At 52.4% G+C, this 19,279-nt stretch carries 17 protein-coding genes and 4 tRNA genes; 4 read left to right on the top strand and 17 right to left on the bottom strand.

Features of this window, described 5'->3' with window-relative positions; genetic code table 11:
• Positions 1-51: 51 nt before the first annotated feature.
• The 3 genes from CFB04_RS04845 to CFB04_RS04835 all read right to left on the bottom strand — a co-directional run bounded on the left by CFB04_RS04845 (position 52) and on the right by CFB04_RS04835 (position 2,857).
• Positions 52-909 carry a L,D-transpeptidase gene (locus CFB04_RS04845; protein WP_088534217.1) on the bottom strand — a complete coding sequence of 286 codons (858 nt, stop codon included), beginning with the start codon at positions 907-909 and terminating at the stop codon, positions 52-54.
• A 162-nt stretch (positions 910-1,071) separates the two neighbouring features.
• Positions 1,072-2,484 carry a type I glutamate--ammonia ligase gene (glnA, locus tag CFB04_RS04840; RefSeq protein WP_088534216.1) on the bottom strand — a complete coding sequence of 471 codons (1,413 nt, stop codon included), beginning with the start codon at positions 2,482-2,484 and terminating at the stop codon, positions 1,072-1,074.
• A gap of 34 nt (positions 2,485-2,518) precedes the next feature.
• A complete protein-coding gene (locus CFB04_RS04835; protein WP_088534215.1) occupies positions 2,519-2,857 on the bottom strand; it encodes a P-II family nitrogen regulator in 339 nt (112 codons plus the stop codon).
• Positions 2,858-3,185: 328 nt separating this feature from the next.
• Here CFB04_RS04835 and CFB04_RS04830 point away from each other — a divergent pair, with 328 nt between their 5' ends.
• Entirely contained in the window at positions 3,186-3,926 is a 741-nt protein-coding gene (locus CFB04_RS04830) for a M23 family metallopeptidase (protein WP_088534214.1), read from the top strand.
• A 9-nt stretch (positions 3,927-3,935) separates the two neighbouring features.
• Here the strand turns inward: CFB04_RS04830 and hrpB are convergent, their stop codons facing one another.
• The 11 genes from hrpB to CFB04_RS04775 all read right to left on the bottom strand — a co-directional run bounded on the left by hrpB (position 3,936) and on the right by CFB04_RS04775 (position 15,512).
• Positions 3,936-6,455 carry an ATP-dependent helicase HrpB gene (hrpB, locus tag CFB04_RS04825; RefSeq protein ID WP_088534213.1) on the bottom strand — a complete coding sequence of 840 codons (2,520 nt, stop codon included), beginning with the start codon at positions 6,453-6,455 and terminating at the stop codon, positions 3,936-3,938.
• Complete coding sequence (locus tag CFB04_RS04820; protein WP_088534212.1) at positions 6,455-7,141, bottom strand: HAD family phosphatase; 687 nt, start codon at positions 7,139-7,141, stop codon at positions 6,455-6,457. The genes hrpB and CFB04_RS04820 overlap by 1 nt, the downstream gene beginning before the upstream one ends.
• Positions 7,142-7,161: 20 nt before the next feature.
• Positions 7,162-8,367, bottom strand: a complete 1,206-nt coding sequence (locus tag CFB04_RS04815) for a VanZ family protein (RefSeq protein WP_197692578.1) — start codon at positions 8,365-8,367, stop codon at positions 7,162-7,164.
• On the bottom strand, positions 8,357-9,544 hold the full coding sequence (locus tag CFB04_RS04810; RefSeq protein ID WP_088534211.1) for a Wzz/FepE/Etk N-terminal domain-containing protein: 1,188 nt from the start codon (positions 9,542-9,544) through the stop codon (positions 8,357-8,359). The genes CFB04_RS04815 and CFB04_RS04810 overlap by 11 nt, the downstream gene beginning before the upstream one ends.
• Before the next feature lie 35 nt (positions 9,545-9,579).
• Positions 9,580-12,495 (bottom strand): SLBB domain-containing protein, encoded by a 2,916-nt coding sequence (locus CFB04_RS04805; protein WP_231934377.1) that lies wholly within the window; start codon positions 12,493-12,495, stop codon positions 9,580-9,582.
• Between the two features lie 83 nt (positions 12,496-12,578).
• A tRNA-Glu gene (locus CFB04_RS04800) sits at positions 12,579-12,653 on the bottom strand.
• A gap of 40 nt (positions 12,654-12,693) precedes the next feature.
• Positions 12,694-12,767, bottom strand: a tRNA-Gln gene (locus CFB04_RS04795).
• A gap of 39 nt (positions 12,768-12,806) precedes the next feature.
• Positions 12,807-13,382, bottom strand: a complete 576-nt coding sequence (locus CFB04_RS04790; protein WP_088534210.1) for a 2-oxoacid:acceptor oxidoreductase family protein — start codon at positions 13,380-13,382, stop codon at positions 12,807-12,809.
• A gap of 19 nt (positions 13,383-13,401) precedes the next feature.
• The gene (locus CFB04_RS04785; RefSeq protein ID WP_088534209.1) at positions 13,402-14,145 is read right to left on the bottom strand and encodes a thiamine pyrophosphate-dependent enzyme; all 744 of its coding nucleotides are present in this window, start codon (positions 14,143-14,145) and stop codon (positions 13,402-13,404) included.
• Positions 14,146-14,164: 19 nt separating this feature from the next.
• The gene (locus CFB04_RS04780) at positions 14,165-15,238 is read right to left on the bottom strand and encodes a 3-methyl-2-oxobutanoate dehydrogenase subunit VorB (protein WP_231934376.1); all 1,074 of its coding nucleotides are present in this window, start codon (positions 15,236-15,238) and stop codon (positions 14,165-14,167) included.
• A 70-nt stretch (positions 15,239-15,308) separates the two neighbouring features.
• The gene (locus tag CFB04_RS04775) at positions 15,309-15,512 is read right to left on the bottom strand and encodes a 4Fe-4S dicluster domain-containing protein (protein WP_088534208.1); all 204 of its coding nucleotides are present in this window, start codon (positions 15,510-15,512) and stop codon (positions 15,309-15,311) included.
• 172 nt (positions 15,513-15,684) lie between these two features.
• Between CFB04_RS04775 and CFB04_RS04770 the strand changes: the two genes are divergently transcribed.
• Positions 15,685-16,185 (top strand): MucR family transcriptional regulator, encoded by a 501-nt coding sequence (locus CFB04_RS04770; RefSeq protein WP_088534207.1) that lies wholly within the window; start codon positions 15,685-15,687, stop codon positions 16,183-16,185.
• Between the two features lie 52 nt (positions 16,186-16,237).
• Here the strand turns inward: CFB04_RS04770 and CFB04_RS04765 are convergent.
• Positions 16,238-16,313: transfer RNA gene (locus tag CFB04_RS04765), tRNA-Ala, on the bottom strand.
• A gap of 107 nt (positions 16,314-16,420) precedes the next feature.
• On the opposite strand from CFB04_RS04765, the gene CFB04_RS04760 reads away from it, so the two are divergent.
• Together CFB04_RS04760 and CFB04_RS04755 are read left to right on the top strand one after the other, a co-directional pair.
• A tRNA-Leu gene (locus CFB04_RS04760) sits at positions 16,421-16,507 on the top strand.
• A gap of 101 nt (positions 16,508-16,608) precedes the next feature.
• The gene (locus tag CFB04_RS04755) at positions 16,609-17,157 is read left to right on the top strand and encodes a Slp family lipoprotein (protein WP_088534206.1); all 549 of its coding nucleotides are present in this window, start codon (positions 16,609-16,611) and stop codon (positions 17,155-17,157) included.
• Here CFB04_RS04755 and CFB04_RS04750 read toward each other — a convergent pair.
• Complete coding sequence (locus tag CFB04_RS04750; protein ID WP_088536704.1) at positions 17,154-18,353, bottom strand: cofactor-independent phosphoglycerate mutase; 1,200 nt, start codon at positions 18,351-18,353, stop codon at positions 17,154-17,156. The two genes, CFB04_RS04755 and CFB04_RS04750, sit on opposite strands and share 4 nt — an antisense overlap.
• A gap of 38 nt (positions 18,354-18,391) precedes the next feature.
• The gene (xerD, locus tag CFB04_RS04745) at positions 18,392-19,276 is read right to left on the bottom strand and encodes a site-specific tyrosine recombinase XerD (RefSeq protein WP_088534205.1); all 885 of its coding nucleotides are present in this window, start codon (positions 19,274-19,276) and stop codon (positions 18,392-18,394) included.
• Positions 19,277-19,279: the final 3 nt, after the last annotated feature.

Here is a 19,279-nt window from a genome sequence, read left to right as displayed (position 1 = left end):
TCCATTTGCTGGAATCAACCCTTATTCAAGCCGGTTAAAATCTAAGCAGCCTTATCGCGCAGAAGCGGTCATAGCAGGAAGGTATCGGGGATTACTACCCTTGATTTCTACAACGGGGCCATCTTCAAGCTCCTCAAGTTCCCCCGTATCATCTTCATAGTCATTCTCACCCACTGCCCAATCATAGAGTTGGTGAGAATCTTTCAATACTGGTTTATGCGGAATGCCGTAAACACGGTTCTGCATCTCTTCGTCGTAGACCCCAATGCAGCCATGGGAAGCAGGACGACCAGGGAGATCACGAGCATGAATCCAGTACGAGACATCATCTTCCCCGATGTGGAAACGGAACGCGTTGTCCATAGGATACTGCCCCGTTTCATCCTCTGTCTTGTACAGTGATGATGTATGCCATCGATGCCGCGCATCAACACGAAAAAGGCCAGTCGGGGTCTCATGCCCCCTGCTGCCAGTCGCTGCCGGCATCGAAAGTTTCAGCTTCCCATATTCATAAGCCCCGATCCACTGCTCAGTCAGATCGACCAGAATATATTTCTCGTAACGTTTGGCCGGTTCATAAAATCGCGGGACTGGAGTGTAGTGGCGAATATCCTCCATGTACCGGGGCACCTTCAGTGTCATGCCGGGATAAGTGTGGCGTCTGTCAATGCGATTGAATCTGGCAACCAGGACCCAGTCATCCCCAAAAAGAGATTCTAGAGTCTCATTCGGTCTGATGAAATGTGGATACCACGGAATACTTTCCTGACTCGGGTACTCGACACGGGCAAGATCCTCTCGGGCAGGATCAAGAGGATTTGCAGCGGGCTCTGACGTTGCCTCAGGGTTGTGAATAACAATTACCGCGAAAAGGATGAAGACAGGGATAACAGCAAACTTTTTAAACATGGTTCTTTACTTTCAGATGTATGCGAACAAAAAAAGGGCTTATGCCCTTGGTCAATCAATTATCATTATTCCCTCAGGACGTCAAGGGGCATCCGAAAGCAGACTGCAAAGAAAAAGGCGGGAATGATCCCGCCTTTCCAGACCAGACGTAGAGGAGACGGCTCAGATGTCAAAGTAAAGAGCAAATTCGAGCGGAACCGGGCGCATGCGAACCGGGTTCACTTCCGCTTCCATTTTATATTCAATCCATTTTTCTATGACATCGGGAGTAAACACATCGCCCTTGAGTAGGAACTCATGATCATCCTTGAGAGCGAGGAGCGCTTCTTCAAGGGATCCTGGAGCCGAAGGGATATTAACGAGTTCTTCCGGGGACAGGCCGTAGATGTCCTTGTCAAGCGGTTGCCCTGGATCGATCTTGTTTTCGATTCCATCGAGTCCAGCCATGAGCATCGCAGCAAAAGCGAGGTAGCCGTTGGCGGAAGGGTCGGGAGTACGGTATTCAATGCGCTTCGCCTTCGGGTTGGTGCTCATCATCGGAATACGGATAGAGGCGGAACGGTTACGGCTGGAGTATGCCATGTTCACCGGAGCTTCAAATCCCGGCACAAGACGTTTATAGCTGTTGGTGGTGGGGTTGGTGAAGGCGCACAGAGCTCGGGCATGCTTGATTATGCCGCCGATATAGTAGAGGGCCATCTGCGAAAGACCGCCGTACTTGTCTCCTGCAAAGAGGTTCGTCCCCTCTTTCCAAATCGACATGTGGCAGTGCATCCCGGAGCCGTTGTCACCGTATAGCGGCTTCGGCATGAAAGTTACGGTTTTGCCGTTGCGATAGGCCACATTTTTGATGATGTATTTGAACCACTGGAGCTTGTCGGCCATGGCGACGAGAGAATCGAAGCGCATGTCGATCTCGCACTGTCCTCCGGTAGCAACCTCGTGGTGCTGCGCTTCCACCCTTATACCGACCTTCTGCATCTCCATCACCATCTCGTTCCGAAGATCGTTCAGTGAGTCAGTAGGGGAACACGGGAAATAACCTTCCTTGTGGCGCGGCTTGTATCCGAGGTTCGGGAACTCTTCACGACCTGAATTCCAGATCCCTTCGCTGGAATCGACCACGTAGAAAGACTGGTTTGCACTCAGATCATAACGGACGTCGTCGAATATGAAAAATTCAGCTTCCGGCCCGAAGTAAGCAGTGTCGCCCAAGCCGGTTGATTTGACATAAGCTTCAGCTTTACGTGCAATGTTGCGTGGATCGCGGGAGTAATCTTCCTTGGTGATCGGGTCGAAGATGTTGCAAATCAGGGACAGGGTCGGGATCGCGGTGAACGGATCCATTTTTGCCGTTGCAGGATCGGGAAGAATGATCATGTCAGACGCGTGGATAGGCTGCCAGCCGCGAATTGAAGAGCCATCGAAGCCAAGTCCGTCGTCAAAGGTGTCCTCGCTGAACTCGGAAACGGGGGTGGTAAAATGCTGCCATATACCCACGAAATCCATGAATTTGTAATCAACCATCAGAGCGCCATTTTCTTTGGCGAACTCCACTACCTGTTTTGGTGTCATCTACTTTTCTCCTTTCGGGTATCTTCAGAGGCGGTTACAGTGCGTCTTCGCCCCGTTCGCCAGTTCTGATGCGGACAACTTCCTCTACCGGAGTCACGAATATTTTTCCATCTCCGATTCTCCCGGTTTTCGCGGCCTGCTCTATCGTTTCAACCACACGCGTGACGATATCGTCGCCGACAATTATTTCCATCTTAATTTTGGGGATGAAATCCACAACGTATTCTGCTCCCCGGTACAGCTCAGTATGCCCCTTCTGTCGGCCAAAACCTTTTACTTCACTTACCGTTATCCCCTGAATGCCGATCTCGTTCAATGCTTCTTTAACTTCATCGAGCTTGAATGGCTTGATGATGGCTTCGACTTTTCTCAAGGAATCACCCCCTGTTTTATGTTCCTGCATTTGAAGCTTGGGATTATAGGCATGAGAGATTGAAAAAGCAATCCTCCGTCCCTTCGAACGAAAAGCAATAAGCAAATTGCCTGCCCAAGGTTTCCAAGCTAAGCGAAGTCCTCTAAACAACAGGGATTAAAAGGAGTAGCCAAGGCTTGAATCTCTCCCGGCCACCTTCCCATGGCTGCTTTTTTAGGCAAACCCCATAACATGTGCACAAGAATACGGCATTAGTTGAAAAACTCAAACTCTAAGCCATTCTGCCGATATTTAGAGACTGACGAATCACGGTAGCGAGCAACTGACCATGAAACGAGCCATCGAAACAGCAGTTATGGTAACTTGCATCAGCATGCTTGCAGCATATGCTTCTGCAGATATCTACCGCTATGTAGACGACAACGGTAGCATCTGTTTCACCGACGCCCCTACCCGTCCAGCAGTTAGAATACTCAGCGACAAGCTTCCCTCGAAAAGGGATCATCAGGCTGATGTAATTGGTGGTCTCCGGTCCGGAATCCGATCTGCTAAAAAAAGAAGCATTTTCCGGGTCCATGGAGAAGCTTACGCAGAAGAAAAACTCATAGCTCCCGTAGAAGGCACCGTGACATCGGTTTTTGGTTATCGCCATGACCCTCTGGATGGAAAGATGCGTCTGCACCAAGGTGTCGACATTGCAGTACCTACTGGCACTCCGGTCAGGGCTGCAGCACGAGGAGTAGTGGCGTTCAGCGGTAACCACTCAGGATACGGAAATGTTGTCGCTATCGAGCATGAAGATGGAACAACTACTCTTTACGGTCACAACTCTGTGAATTTAGCGGCGGAAGGAGATTACGTCCGCCAGGATACCCCTATTGCGTTATCGGGATCAACGGGGCGTTCAACGGGACCTCACCTACATTTTGAGGCTTGGAAAAAGGGAGTGAACGTCACATCGTCGTTGCTCCGGGAATGGATTTCCCAACCCGGAGGAAGACTCGGAGATACCATAGCCGGTACACTTGCTGTGGAAGACGGGTCTGTCATCCTCACGAATTCGCGATGAGTCGGAACCTTATTTACGAAGTTTAGACACATGACGTGTCGGCAACGCCCGCCAGGGATCGTCAGGCCATGGATGCTTCGGATATCGGCCCTTCATCTCTTTCTTAACGTCCTGATATGTCGTATTCCAGAAATTTTTGAGATCCTGAGTCACCTGAAGTGGACGGCGAGCTGGCGACAGCAAGTGCAGAATCACCGGCACTCTTCCCCACCCAACGGTCGGCGTCTCCCCCAGTCCGAACATCTCCTGGAGCTTCACGGCCAGAACAGGGGGTCCATCGGCACCGTATTGCAGAGGAATCTTCGCTCCGCTTGGCACTTGTATATGGGGGGGTGCCCCCTCATCCAGCATCTTCAACTGCTCCCAGTCGAGAAGCCCCTGCAGGGGGGAGAGCAGGTCTAATCTTGAAAGGTCGCTACGGGATCTCACCCCCGAAAGCCACGGTCCAAGCCATTCCTCGACGGTCCGCAGAAGATGTTCCTCCGAAAAATCAGGCCAACCGTCATCGGGGAAGAAAGCGGAGAGAAATTTCATCCGATCCCGGAAAAGTGACGCCCGCTGATTCCAGGCAAGGATCGATAGCCCCTCACGGCGTATTCCTTCGATCACTGCGACAAGTGCCTCATCGGCGGAAGGGACCACAGGGGAATAACCGAGAGTCAGGGAAAGATATCTCTCCTCCTCCCGGGCCACCACCCTTCCCTCTTCACTATCCCAGCGCACCACCCTCTGTCGAACAATTAATGGGGAAAACTCTCTGCGAAAGCTCGCCTCTTCCAGAATGGTAGCCAAGTGAATCAAACCCTCACCCCCCTCTCCCGCGTCCACTGCCACGGCTACCAAATACTTCGCCCCTCTCACCGCACTCCGCCCGGACAACCTGGCACCCCTGCCGTTCGCGAGCAGGTACCGGTCACCACCTGCAGAACGCAGCAAACCTATTCTGTCGGGGAAAGCTGATGCTGCCAGTATTCCCACGATTTCAGAAGAGGCAGCAGCCACCTCCTCCCGATCCTTCAGTAATCGGCGAAATGACGTCGCAACCCTGTCCACTATCCTGCACGCCTGTTCGTCAAGGCCGATGGAAGAGCGTTTTTCCCGCCAGCAGATCAAAGCATCGAGACGGTCAGTCAAGTCACTCTCGCTTGTCGTAATCGTCTTGGTGGAGCCCCCGCGAAAGATATCCCGTTCGGAAAGAATTGCAGCAAGATCAGACGCCACTCCAGGCATTCCTCGATCCTTGCCCTCCAGCAACAGATGAGCCAGCCGGGGATGAACAGGGAGCGCTGCCATTTCCTTGCCTCTGGAAGTCATTCCTCCATTCGCGTCAAGCGCACCCAGCGCCATTAGGAGCTTCCTCCCTTCGGCAAGAGCAGATACCGGCGGAGGATCGAGCCAGGTAAGGCTGTCCGGATCGTTTACACCCCATTTTGCAAGCTCAAGGGCAAGTGGAGCAAGGTCGGCAGTCCTGATCTCGGGAGGAGAAAAAGGCAGGAGTGTTCGCTGAGTATGCTCGTCCCATAACCTGTAACAGATGCCAGGGCCGAGTCGGCCGGCCCTGCCGCAGCGTTGTTCAGCAGAGGCTGAGGAAATCCGTACTGTCTGAAGCCTGTTGAGGCCGGTAACTGGATCGAAGCGGAGTTGCCTGTACCATCCGCTATCGACCACCACACTCACCCCCTCGATCGTGAGGCTTGTTTCAGCGATGTTGGTGGCCAGGACCACCTTGCGTACGTTCCCGGGCAGAATCGCCCGCTCCTGGGCTGCAAATGGGAGGTCGCCGTAGAGGGGAAGAGTGAGGAGCGGTTCCCTGAAATCCTCAGCATTGATCAACTGCTGACACTTTGTGATCTCAGCCATTCCGGGTAGAAAGACCAGTACATCACCTTCCGTCTCCCGCAAGGCGAGGCGCACCCCCGCGGCAGTTGCCTCAGCTATGCCAGTCGTCGCCTTGTCTTCCAGGTAACGGATCTCAACCGGAAAGGTTCGTCCAGGGCTCGAAAGGATTGGAGCGCCACCAAGTAGGCTCGCAAGGGGTTCACAATCGAGGGTCGCTGACATAATGACTATTTTCAGGTCTTCTCGAAGACCTTGCTGTACGTCGCGGCAGAGAGCGAGAGAAGCATCAGTATGAATACTGCGCTCGTGAAATTCATCGAATATAACGATGCCTACGTTATCGAGAAACGGATCATCCTGGAGGCGACGCGTAAGTATCCCCTCGGTGACAACCTCGATACGGCTAGAGGAGGATATCTTTCTGTCGAAACGTATGGTGTAGCCTACGGTATTCCCGACTTCCTCTCCGAGTCGCGAGGCCATCCAGCGTGCGGCATTGGTAGCTGCAAGGCGGCGCGGTTCGAGCATCACGATTCTTTTGCGTGAAGACAGGAATGGTGCGTTAAGCAACGCCAGCGGGACGCAGGTAGTCTTTCCTGCGCCGGGGGGAGCATGAACTATGACGACCGGGTGTGAAGAAAGCGCAGCGCTGATTTCGGGGAGGATTTGCTGAATGGGAAGGGTCTGCATCAAGGGCGGGAAAGGAGGCTGTTCAGCTCCGGATAATCTATGCCCGCCAAGGTCTCAACTACTTTGCACGCTCCACTGAGCTTATCGGCGGGATAACTGTTCGTCACCCCCAGCACCTGAAGACCCGCACCCCGAGCGGAGGCGATTCCTGCAGGAGTATCCTCGATGGCGATGCTTGACTCAGCAGATATACTACTATCCGGAAACCGCGATATGAGCCTTTGCAAAGCGAGGCGGTAACTTGCCGGATCTGGTTTACTGGTCGGGACATCATCGGCAGTAACGATTACACCGAAAGCATTCGTAAGTTTGAGCTGCTGCAGAATCGGGGCGATGTCGGAGCGCAATGCTCCGCTGCACAGCGCCACCGGGACCGTTTCAACAAGTGAAAGTATCAGTTCCACAACACCCGGATATGGTTCGACTCCGGAGGATATTACCCGGTTGAAAGCACGCGCCTTCTCGCCGATGAGCTGGTATAGATGATCCTCGGATAAAGATTCCCCACGTGCACGAAAAGCTTCACGAAAGGCGTCACGGTCATCGAAGCCGATATACCGGTCGAGATAATCCGTCCAGGGGTAACCCAGACCAAGAGGAACGAGCACCTCCTGGAACGCCCTGTAGTGTATTGGCTCGGTGTCCACAATGATCCCGTCAAAATCGAAAATGACCGCCGCAAGCATAGACTATGCCCCTTTCCGAGCTACCATCGGCTGACGAACGTCAGCGTGACGACATCCCCCGAAACAGCGGGGGAGAGAAAAAAAGCTTTTTCCTTCCTCACATGCGTCTCCATCACGACCCTCCCGCACAACTCCCCGATTGCTGCACCAAGGACGATATCACTTGCCCAGTGCTTGTCCTGATAGACCCGGGAAAACCCTACGAAGGTGGCTGAACCGTAGTAGAGAAGCTTGGTGAGCCAGCTTTCGCTGGCAGCCGCAAGAATCGAAGCCATGGCAAACGAGCTGGACGTATGCATGGAGGGGAGGGAATCGTAATCGGACCTGAAGTGGAGCGGCCTGAAACTTCCCTTGTCTTCCGTTACGAGAGGTCGTCCCCTGCCGATAATCTGTTTAAGGAAAAGGGTGGAGGCGTCGGCCAAGAGCGCCGCCTCCCCGAGCATTTCTCCCATCTCCCGGTATTTGGGAGAGTCGGCCACTGCCCCTCCGACATAGAAAGCGGCGGCGACCCCGAGATGAGCGAACGGGTTACCGATAGCACTCCCCACCTTTGCAGCCTTGTCCAGTGAAGAGCTTTTGCGTTCACGAACCCGGTCCCTGATGTCGTAGTCGAGAAGATATGTAAGTCCGGTGGCGCCGGCGGCGGCAAGCATCCACCATCCCCCTCCGTCTTCGGTATCAAGCGGATAGGAGACCAGTTCACCCGCTTCCGACCTAATACGGACAGCCTCCCGCTTTACTGTGGAGAGGTTGAAAAACTTTGGAACCTCGGCATGCACCGTCGTTGCCGTCAGAAGCAGCACCGAAAGACCAACGATGCATGCGGGGTGGTTGCGCTTCGGCCGAGCTGTTGTAATCATTACAGATACGGCCACCGAACCTGCTCCCACAAAATCAGCAACAAGATCCCCCCATTCCGCCGTCCTGGTGACAGTAAACAGCTCTTGGGCGATCTCGATGCCGGCGCCGTATCCGATTGCAAATAGTGCCGCGTAAGCCCAGCGGCGGGTTCTGCCGGCGACACATTCACCGAGGGAAAATGCAATAAGCAGCGTCAACACGGCGAATGCAGCGGCATGCTGAAACTTGTCCCAGGAGAGGAACCCCACATTCGGTGTCGGAGGAGATGGAACGAGTGATAAGAGCGTTAACCCGACAATCCAGCATATCAGGAAAGTCCAGGCCGGAAGCTGGAAGTATCTTCCTGACGTACCGTTACTGATCATAAGGGAGTGATTTTCTGCGCATGATGCCGATACTGCTCTTTATTTCCTGCCACCGAGCACGATCATCCGGATGCATTTTTTCAAAGTACTCCAGGAGAAAAGCCAAAAAAACGGCGAGGACAAAGGCCGTCACGGTGGTAAGTATTACTATAATGGATCGTTTAGGTTTACTCTTTATTGTTGGGACTACGGCTTCATCCAGCACTTGGAGCGAGGAAGCGTCCTTTGCCTCCATCAGTTTCGCAGCTTCATACTGCTTCGTGAGCTGTTCGAATATTGCTTCCTGAATTTTCACTTCACGAAAAAGGCGTGCATAGTCGAGTCCAAGGGTCGGTATTCTTCCGACTCCCGGTATCGAGCCGCCGCTACCGCTCCCTTCTTCTGTGGATAACTGGCCTTTAAGCTTGGCGACAGAGGTCTTAAGTAGCTTAACCTCGGGGCTTTCTTCTGTTTGATAACTTCGCAGCGCAGCCAGTTGCACTTCGAAAGCTGCAATCTCAGCTTTTAGCTTGGCGACTCCCGAAATGGTTGCCGAAGCCTGAGACTCGACCTTTATGGTTTTGTTTCGTTCAGCAAATGACCTTAAAGCATCCTCAGCCTGCTTTAGATCCTGTTTGACCAGATCAATCCGTTTCTCGAGGAATACCCTTTCGGTTCCTGCTTTAGTCAGGTTGAGCTGCACGCTTCTTTTTCCCAGCTCTTCTACCATGGCATTGGCAAGTTGCGCTGCAACCTTCGGATCAGTATGTTCAGCAGTGACAGTAATTATGCCGTCCTTCCCTATCTTGGACTGTACCGCTCCGGCAAGAGTCCTGCGCGCATCGTCAGCGGTTTCAGCTTCGAACATCGTAATCAGATCAAGACGTTTCACGACGGCATCCGCCACCGAACGGCTTTTGAGAATTCCCAAAAAAAGTTCGCCGCTTCCCGTCAAGCCGCCCATACCGCCGGCCAAGCTAGCAAGCCCCCCCATTTGGCCGAGAAGAGCAGACAAGCCACCACCAGAGTCCTTTTGAGGAGGAAGGACCTTGGCAGAAGCCGAATATATGTTCGGAAGTGTCAGGCTGTACACCACCGAAACAGCAATAGCGACGGCACATGCCTTCAGAATCAGCATTTTCCGTTTGACCACTACCTTGAGAAGATCAAGAAGGTTTATCTCTTCCTCTTCCGCCATTGTTCTGTTCTGTATATTATTGTCAGATCCCATGGCTATAAACCGGCCGCTAGGATAACGCCAGCGGTAAGCGCTATCTGGGATAGAATGGTTGTAATGTCCTTTATTTCTCTCATCCAGGCAATCCTTTCGAGTTTCTGCGGCACGACAAGGGTATCTCCCGGCTCCAGAGGGCGGGACATAAAGCCGCCGAAGGTCCAACTGCGGGAGTGATCATCCCAAGCAATGCCGAACGACGAGTTCTGGCGGCTGGACACGGAACCGTCAGCCTCTATGACATACATATCGTCTTTTTCGGCGTCACGTGTCGGGCCGCCGGCACTTTTCAGGTAGGAAGAAACGTTTCGGTTCGCAACGTACACGAAGGAAGTCGGGTTATATACCTGTCCCATTACATTCACGACGTTGGATCGCTGGGGAATCTCGAGGACATCTCCCCCCGTCAGTTCCAGATCGTATGGCCCTTTAGGCAGCTCTTCCAGGGAGCTTAGGCGCATAACCACCCTTCCCTCCGCCTTTATCCCCTTAAGCTTTTCAAGACTCTTCATCAATCCTTCAAGTGCGGCCTTTGTTGCTTCCAGCTCTTCCTTGGATGAAGCAAGGGAGGACAGTTCACCCTGCTTCTGCAGAATTTCGTTCTCCGTTCGGGCTATGACCTCGTTCATTCGCTTCTGCTGGATCTCCTGTACGGATTTCCGGGTGAACTTGGCACCTTTCAGATACGCTTTGTCGGTGTACCCTCCCGCTCTCTTGAGAACCGAGCTGAGCTTCTCGCCTTTGGTTATGGAATAGACGCCAGGAAACTTAACCTCCCCCGCCAAGGTCACAAAACGATCCACCGACTCAGCCCATTCGACTACCCCTCGCACGATAACCGTATCGTCAGGCTGCAGAGCGAGATTGTGCTCAGGATCTCCTTTAAGGGCTTTTTCGAGGTTGAAGTTGGTACGTATCGTACGCGCCCCTCCCCCGACGATGGATACCCTCGTCAATTCGGCGCTTTCGAGGAAAGCGTTCCTCTTTATATTGCCGGCTGCAGTTACGAGATCACGTACCGTCATTTTGGGATAGAAATCATAGATGCCTGGTTTCCCTACGAGACCATTGATCGCAACGGCCGGAGCTTCTTCCATCTCGTTTCGAGAGAAGATGCGGATCGTATCCTGTTCGTGCAGGAGCAGGTTTTCTTGCGGGTCTCCCTCGAGTGCCTTCTGGAGATTGAAAGTAACCGCTTCCTTGTGAAAATCGGGCTGGACCAAACGGACTATCTCGGCAGCATGGAGGTACGAGTCGGGGAGAAGCGCCTCGTATGAGGGAAGCACGTCACTTATGCGCATTCCTTCCCTCAACTGGTATTCCCCAGGACGCACGACGTTTCCGGCTAGACTGACGACACGGCGAAAAACTTTTTGTACGGGAAACACCTTCACCATATCCCGGTCCTGCATTTCGACTCCGGCCATGGAGTCTTCGAACCGCTGACCCTTCGGCTCGTAATCGAGAATGATCCTGGAGCTGTTTCCTTCAATCCGCTCCACCTGGACTCTTCCCTGGTCACCGGCTGCTGAGATACCTCCTGCCATTGAGAGAAGGTTGGGGAGCGTTGTCTTACCCTTCAGCTCGTAAATGCCGGGGCGTCTGACTTCGCCTGCAACTGCTGCCACTGGACCGATGACAGGCACGAAAATCGTATCGCCATTTTCGAGACGAATGTCCTTACTGCGGTCACCGGCAAGGAACATGTCGTACAGGTCGATCTCTTGAATGACCTTCCCGCTGCGGGAGACCGTTATCCCGCGAAGGCTGCCGTTTTTGGAAGGTCCTCCTGCCAAGGACAGGGCATTCACTACTGTACCAAGAGAGGTAATTGCATAGGTCCCAGGCATTTCCACTTCACCGACCACAAATACCTGTATAGAGCGCAGGCGCCCAAGGGTCACATTCAGCTCATATCCCTTGAAATAGCGCGAAATAGCCTTGTCTATTGTATCTTTCGCCTGGGCATAGTTAAGCCCCCAGACCTTCACATTGCCAACCCTCGGCACAAAAATTTCACCATTTCGATCAACGCTCAATTCATGACGGCCCTGAATCGTCCCCCAGAGCTCGACTTTCAAAGTATCCCCGGGTCCTATCACATAGTCGGCTCCAACAGGAATAGCGTCGGAGGAAACAGCCCCACTGAGTCTGTTCCTGAAAAACTCGTAGCCGAATTGCCTGAGGTCACGCTTGAATTCCTCCGTCTCTGCCTTATCCTGCAGTGTGACGCCCTTGTCCCTGAATGAGCGCTCGAGCATCGACCCAAGATCTTCTTCCGGGAGGGGCATCACTTTGACTTCATTGGAAGACAGCGCCAAATCGGCAGACATACCGCCAGTATCGCCTGCATCCTCCCCCTTGATAGACACCTGAACCTTGATGAAATAAAGCTCTCTGTTCTTCAATCCGCGAAGCTTGAACTCAGTTAGGGAACCAACTTCTATCTTCTTTTTGTATATGCCGCTTTCTATGCCGTAATAAATGGTAAACTTCGGCTGGACCATCCCCGGCTTCTGATGTATACCCGACGTGGTCCACGCCAAAGAGGCGAGTCCGTCGCCAGCCTCAGCCTTGAGAAAGATTTTGGGTTTTGGTGAGGCAGGCTTCTGATCCTGGGACTGCCGTATCACCTCTTCCTGTGATCTAATACCGAAAGGGGACGCCCCTTGGCCGGCTGAAGGAAAAGCGGGATTGGCGCCCCTTTGTGGTGCGAACGGCTTCGACCCGCTATTGAAAATGCTTTCCTCTTGCTGCCCCAACTGTGGAAACTGGCCTGCTGCCTCGTCGAAAAGTCCCCCCTGCCGCATGTCACCGGCACGGTCGTCATAGCCGATCGCTTGTTCTGCGGCTGCAGAAGAAAGGGACATACAGAAAAGCAGGCAAACAACGGCGCAACGAAAAAAGTTTTTCATTTAACAGCCTTTAAAGTTGAGAGAATTCTAAGCTTAAAAAAAAACAGCAACTCTCATAAAAAGAATCACTGTTTCAGAAAAGATGGTGATCCCAAGGGGACTTGAACCCCTGTTACCGACGTGAAAGGCCGGTGTCCTAACCGCTAGACGATGGGACCATAAAATTAATATAAGGCATGAATTTGTTAATAAGAGTATTGGCTGGGGTGCTAGGATTCGAACCTAGGATGACGGAGTCAGAGTCCGTTGCCTTACCGCTTGGCGACACCCCATCAGCAGTGAAGGTTTATAGCAGAGACACTCAGTCACAGTCAAGCATTATCCTTGTAGATTGTAGCCGCTTTTAAATCGCCGTCAAACGCCGCGCCGGCTTCGATAGCCTTCACATTGAGCGGAATGTATCTGTGGTTCCGTTCAGGCAGAACCTGCGACAGTGCTGTAATCAATGAAGAGATACCGACTGTGCTGGTACGGGAGGCGTAGATGCCGGCGGCCACCATATTCACAAGGCGCGAATCCCCCAACCCCATCGCGATCTCGTTCATTGGAGCTGCAATCACACGAATGTCGTTTCGAGTAAATGGTTCATAATTTATGAGAGACGAGTTGACGATGAGTAGCCCCCCCTGACGCACACGCTCTGCATATTTCTCCATCGATGCCTGATTGAGGACGATTGTGGCGGAGGGAGCGCCGATAACCGGAGAGCCAACTTTCCCCTCCGCGACTACGACTGTGCACATGGCAGCGCCGCCTCTTTTTTCGACCCCATACGAAGGGAAGAAAGAAACATTTTTACCCTCGTGAATCGCAGCATAGGCAATGAGATTGCCTACGAGCAGCACCCCCTGACCACCGAAACCGGAAATGAACAGATCACTACGCATGTAATCTCCTGAGACAGAATTAGAAATCGGCAGAGTTTTTAAAGGTCCCCAAAGGAAAATATCCGCTCATCTCAGATCCTACCCTCTCGTTTGCCGCAAGAGGTGACATTCCCCAATTCGTGGGACATGCAGAAAGCGCCTCGATAAAGGAGAATCCGCGGTTCTCCACCTGGTACCGGAAGGCCTTCTTGATCTGCTTCTTTGCGTCCATCAGATTCTTTGGAGTATTGACGGCTACGCGAGCGGAAAACGCTACTCCTTCCAGTTGAGCAAGCAGTTCCGCCATTCTGAGGGGAGCGCCATCCTTTTCCTGCTTTCGTCCATAGGGAGAAGTTGAAGTAGTTTGCCCCACAAGCGTCGTCGGCGCCATTTGGCCACCGGTCATACCATAGATGGCGTTGTTCACAAAAAAGACTGTGATGCCTTCGCCGCGATTCGCCGCGTGAATGATTTCAGAGGTACCTATCGCTGCGAGATCTCCATCTCCCTGATAGGTGAAAACAAAGGAATCAGGCCTGGCCCGCTTGACACCAGTGGCGACTGCAGCTGCACGCCCATGGGGAGATTCCACCACATCTACATCAAAGTAGCCGTAAAGAAAGACGGAACATCCGACTGATGCTACTCCGATAGTCCTGCTCTGAACCTGAAACTCATCTATGGCTTCAGCCACCAGCCTATGGATTGTCCCATGGTGGCACCCCGGGCAGAAATGTGTCTGTACATCTTTCAAACTTTCAGGCCTATGAAATACCTGCTTCATTAAAGTCTCCGTTAGCTGATTAGGGAGTAATCCACTCCTCTGACAATGATGTCTGGATACGATCAAGGAGCTCTTCAGGAGTAGGGAGTGACCCGGTGCCGGGGGGTCTTCCGTAGAACCGTATCTCGGCATCTCTGCTCACAGACAGCTTCACATCTTCAATCATCTGTCCGGTGTTTAACTCGATCACCAGCATCTTTCCGCACCGTTCAGACAGTGCATGTAGCGGCTTTGCAGGGAACGGAAAGAGTGAGATGGGGCGAAAGAGCCCAACCCGCAACCCCGATTGCCTTGCCGCCATTACAGCAGTCTCCACGATCCTAGCCACCGATCCGAACGCTACGACTAAAAGTTCCGCATCTTCCGTCTCAAATTCTTCCCATCTTGTTTCCCGCTCTTTGAGCAATTGGTATTTGGCGTGCAGTTTCCAGTTGTGGTTTTCCAACTCTCCATCACCCAAGTAAAGGGATTTCACCACGCGCTGCTCGGCATCGCCTTTACCTCGTACAACCCAGTCCTTTACGGGAAGTTCTATATTGGATCTGCTGTATGGGATCAATGCTTCTTTCATCTGTCCGATAACGGAATCGGCAAGAACCATGATCGGCATTCTGTACAGATCGGCCAGATCGAATGCCAGCAGCGTCAGGTCATACATTTCCTGGACCGATGCAGGCGCCAGCACGCCGATGCGATAACCGCCGTGCCCACCGCCTTTAACGGATTGGAAATAATCGGCCTGTGACGCGTCTATTCCCCCGAGCCCAGGACCTGAACGGGAAATGTTGACTATCACTCCCGGCAACTCCGAACCAGCCATATAAGAGATACCCTCCTGTTTGAGGGATATCCCAGGCCCTGAAGAAGAGGTCATCGCACGAACACCAGTTGCTGAAGCTCCCAGAAGCATGTTGATAGCCGCAATCTCGCTTTCCGCCTGAATAAACTCACCATCTAGAAGGGGCAACTCACGCGAGAGGTATTCAGGAATATCACTTTGCGGCGTGATTGGATAACCGAAATAGTATCTGCATCCTGCTTCTAGCGCTGCTATTGCCACAGCTTCGTTGCCTTTGACAAACAGACGTTTCAATACGCTATCCTCCTGAATGAGACTGGAGTAGTGGATAAGGATATAAATTTGTAAATCCAATGATCACAAATCATTTAAAAACAGTGATGGCGACGTCAGGGCAAATCTCTGCGCAAAGAGCGCAACCGGTGCATTTGGTCATGTCAGAGACGAGAGCAGGAGTATATCCCTGCAGGTTGAACCTGTCGCTCAAGGCAATGAGTTCACGATTGCAAGCCAATGTACATAACCCGCATCCTTTGCAACGAAGTTCCTCGATCACTACTTTTGCCATGTATCCCTTCCCGGTACTGTCGTGAACACACCTATTTTGAAGATTATTTCAAACTCTTCTGGATGTGCCTGTGACAAAATTTTATGTTTATTCTTATTTATCCTTGATTTTGGAGAATAATGCCGTTTAATATAACCAAAATTTATTAAGATGATTCAAAGGAGGAATTGATATGGCCCCGACACTGCTGGAATTGACAGCGAGTATAGTATCTTCACATGCATCAATGTCAGAGATGTCCAGTGAAGAGCTCTTGCAGGAAATTCAGAAGGTATACTCCTCTCTGCAAAAACTGGAAGGCACAATGCCGGAACAGATTGAACCTCCTGAAGCCAAGGGGCCTTCAGTATCCTTTAAGAAGGCGTTTCAGTCGGATCAGGTCTTCTGCATGATTTGCGGCAAGGGAGGCATGAAGACCCTTACCAGACACCTCGGCAGGGTGCACAACATGAAGCCGGGTGAATACAGGAAACAGTTCGGGATCCCCCGGAGCCAAGCCCTGACGGCAAAAAACTTTTCAGAAGCGCGAAGACAGATGGCCCAGGATCGAGGACTTGCGGAAAATCTTGCTAAAGCTCGCGAAATAAGGGCCTCCAAGCTGAAGTCGCGTAAATCGCAGCCTGAAAAACCGGCTAAGGCAGGACGTGCATCATCGAAAAAGAAGAAATCATAGTCTGTCAAAGGGATACAAAAAAGGCCAGCGAAAATCGCTGGCCTTTAACGTTTGGTGGAGCTGATCAGGATCGAACTGACGACCTCTTGAATGCCATTCAAGCGCTCTCCCAGCTGAGCTACAGCCCCTTCGAGTCCTAGGTTTATACCAAATGCCCTTAGGGGTGTCAACCGCTTTTTTAGAGGAAAATCGACCTTGACGCTTTTTACCGCGTGCTCTATAATCCACACGCATTGCCGGAGTGGTGAAATTGGTAGACGCACTGGACTCAAAATCCAGCGGGGGCAACCCCATGCCGGTTCGACCCCGGCCTCCGGCACCACTAAACTAAAGGCCTGCGGAATCTCCGCGGGCCTTTATTGTATCGACATTCCTTTTGCCTCGGCCATTTTCTACTATGCCACCATTTCAGTGAGGTTACCCTTGAAAGCATTGATCGCATACCTTTCTTTCCTGCTCCTCCTTGCATCAGGGTGCACCCATGGGTTCAGCAATTGCACAATGCAGTCTGCAGAACGATCCATTGCCTTTTCTGAACTGTTCAGGAATCCCGACCGGCACATCGGCAAAACAGTGATGGCTGGCGGTATTGTAGTCAATGTTACCCGTGAGTCCGAGCTTACGATTCTCGAAATAACGCAATTCGAGCTCGCACCGGATGGCGTACCTTTTGTCCTAGAGCAGTCAGGAGGCCGGTTTCTTGCAACTACAGCCGCACCTGGACTCGACCTTGAGCCGCTTGTTCCAGGTCGACAGGTGACCGTTATCGGTGAAATAAAAGGAAAGAAGAAGGTGAAACTCGGGGATGCGGATCATATTTTGCCCGTATTAAGCATAAAAGAAGTTTCCCTCTGGCCCGATGTCATCGAAGACGAGCGCCTGCTGTCGGAGCGGCAAAACCCTTACTACTGGGGCTACCCGGACGATCGTTATCGGGCGCGGCCTGTCGGTCCGGTGCTTAGGAGGGACTAGCCGCGCAGCATGAGCTCCATCATCCGGTGCCCCTCCTGCAGATACAGTCCGGTGGCAAGCGCAGCGGCCTCATCGTAACCGGATGCGTCACCATGAACAGTTTCCTCCCCGCTATAGATAACGAAGGGTACCGGCTCCCCAGTGTGCGTCATCAGAGGAATAGGCGTGGGGTGGTCCGGGGTGCAAAGAATCCGGAAAGAGCCGAACCTTCTGATCCCCTCCAGTACAGGCCCCACCACGAGTTCATCGAAATCCTCTATTGCCTTGAGTTTATGTTCCAAGTTACCGGAGTGAGAAGCCTCATCAGGAGCCTCAACGTGGAGATACACAAAATCTCTGGCTTCGAGCGCTTTAAGAGCCGCTTCGGCTTTCCCGCGGTAATTCGTGTCGATGTACCCCGTCGCCCCCGGAACGTTGATAATATCAAGCCCAGCGCAAATCCCGATTCCTTTTATCAGATCCACGGCAGAAATGACCGCCCCCGTCAATCCGAATCGCTGCGAAAAAGTATCGATTTTCGGAGATCTGCCGTGCCCCCACAACCAGATGGAGTTCGCTTGCAACTTTCCTGCTTCTTCCCTGCTCTTGTTTACGGGGTGCCTGTTGAAGAGCATCTGCGATGAATTCATCAAATCTATTAATCGCTCGGCTCCTTCACCTTTCGGTAAGAATTCGATAATGTTCTTTCCCGTAATATCGTGAGGTGGGCTTGCTGAGAGCTTCTCCCTTCCCGACCTCCAGACCATAAGATGACGATACCCCACTCCGGGGAAAAACTGGAACTCTGCGTTGCCGAAGTGTTTCTGCATATCCTCGATCAGAACCCTGCCCTCATCGGTAGATATGTGGCCAGCGGAATAGTCCTGCATAAGGAGCTGTCCTCTCTGGGGTAGCAGGGTCACAAGATTCACCCTGAAGGCTACATCATCGGCCCCAAGGTCCACTCCCATGCTCGCGGCTTCCAGAGGAGATCTGCCGGTATAACAGCAACGCGGGTCATAACCGAAGACCGACAGGTTGGCCACATCGCTCCCTGGTGGCAGTCCTTCCGGCACAGTTCGGGCCAGTCCCATTTTGCCTCTTTGAGCCATGTAGTCCATATGAGGAGTTCTGGCGGCCTGAAGAGGTGTCTTGCCGCCAAGCTGGTCGAGTTTGACATCCGACATGCCGTCACCAAGAAGAACTACATATTTCATCTGCATATCCTTTCCGTCACTAAAAAGTTCCTCCAGATTCAGCCGCGAGGGTGAAGATCCTCGTGCAGCTTTTTCAGGCGTTCCTTCGTTATATGGGTATATATCTGTGTGGTCGAAAGATCTGCATGACCTAGCAGGATCTGAACACTTCTCAAGTCGGCGCCATTCTCCAGGAGGTGAGTTGCAAACGAGTGCCGCAAAGTATGCGGAGAAATGGTTTTAGTGAGACCTGCTTGCTTCGACCGTTTTTTGATCATATTCCAAAATGCCTGCCGGGTCATTTTTCTTCCGAGCCTGGTTAAAAAGAGGTGCCCCTCCCCCCCATCCGGAAATTTCTCCCTGGCCAGCATCCGGTATTCAACTACTGCACTTCGTGCGGTCTCTCCCATAGGAACAAGGCGCTCCTTGCTCCCCTTCCCGAACGCAAGCAGATATCCAGCATCCAGGTTCACATCCTGATAGCGCAACGATACCAGCTCCGAGACGCGCAAACCGGTAGCATATAACAGCTCCAGCATCGCCCGATCACGGGCCGCAGTGAAATCTCCGCCAAAAGGGGCAGACAGCAGCCGTTCAACCTCCCGGCAATTCAGGACAGAAGGCAGCTTTCCCACCGCTTTCGGAGCTTCGATTATCGCAGTCGGATTCTCAGTTGAATAGTTCTCGATCATCAGAAAACGGTGGAACATGCGTACCGCCGAAAGGGCCCTTGCATGGCTTCGAGGAGAGAGCCCCGCTTCATGCAGTGACGCAAGATGCCCGGCGACATCCGGAGGCCGTACGTCCTTGATCGACGAGCACCCGCACCGGTCAAGATGATCAAGGTAGGAACCGACATCACGACTGTAGGCTTCGATGGTATTCTCTGAAAGCCCCTTTTCTACTATCAAGTAATTCAGAAAAAGATCAAGAAACTGATGCATCCC

Source organism: Geobacter sp. DSM 9736 (assembly GCF_900187405.1).
In the GTDB taxonomy this organism is placed as follows: domain Bacteria; phylum Desulfobacterota; class Desulfuromonadia; order Geobacterales; family Geobacteraceae; genus DSM-9736.
This window is presented reverse-complemented; position numbering and strand designations above follow the sequence as displayed.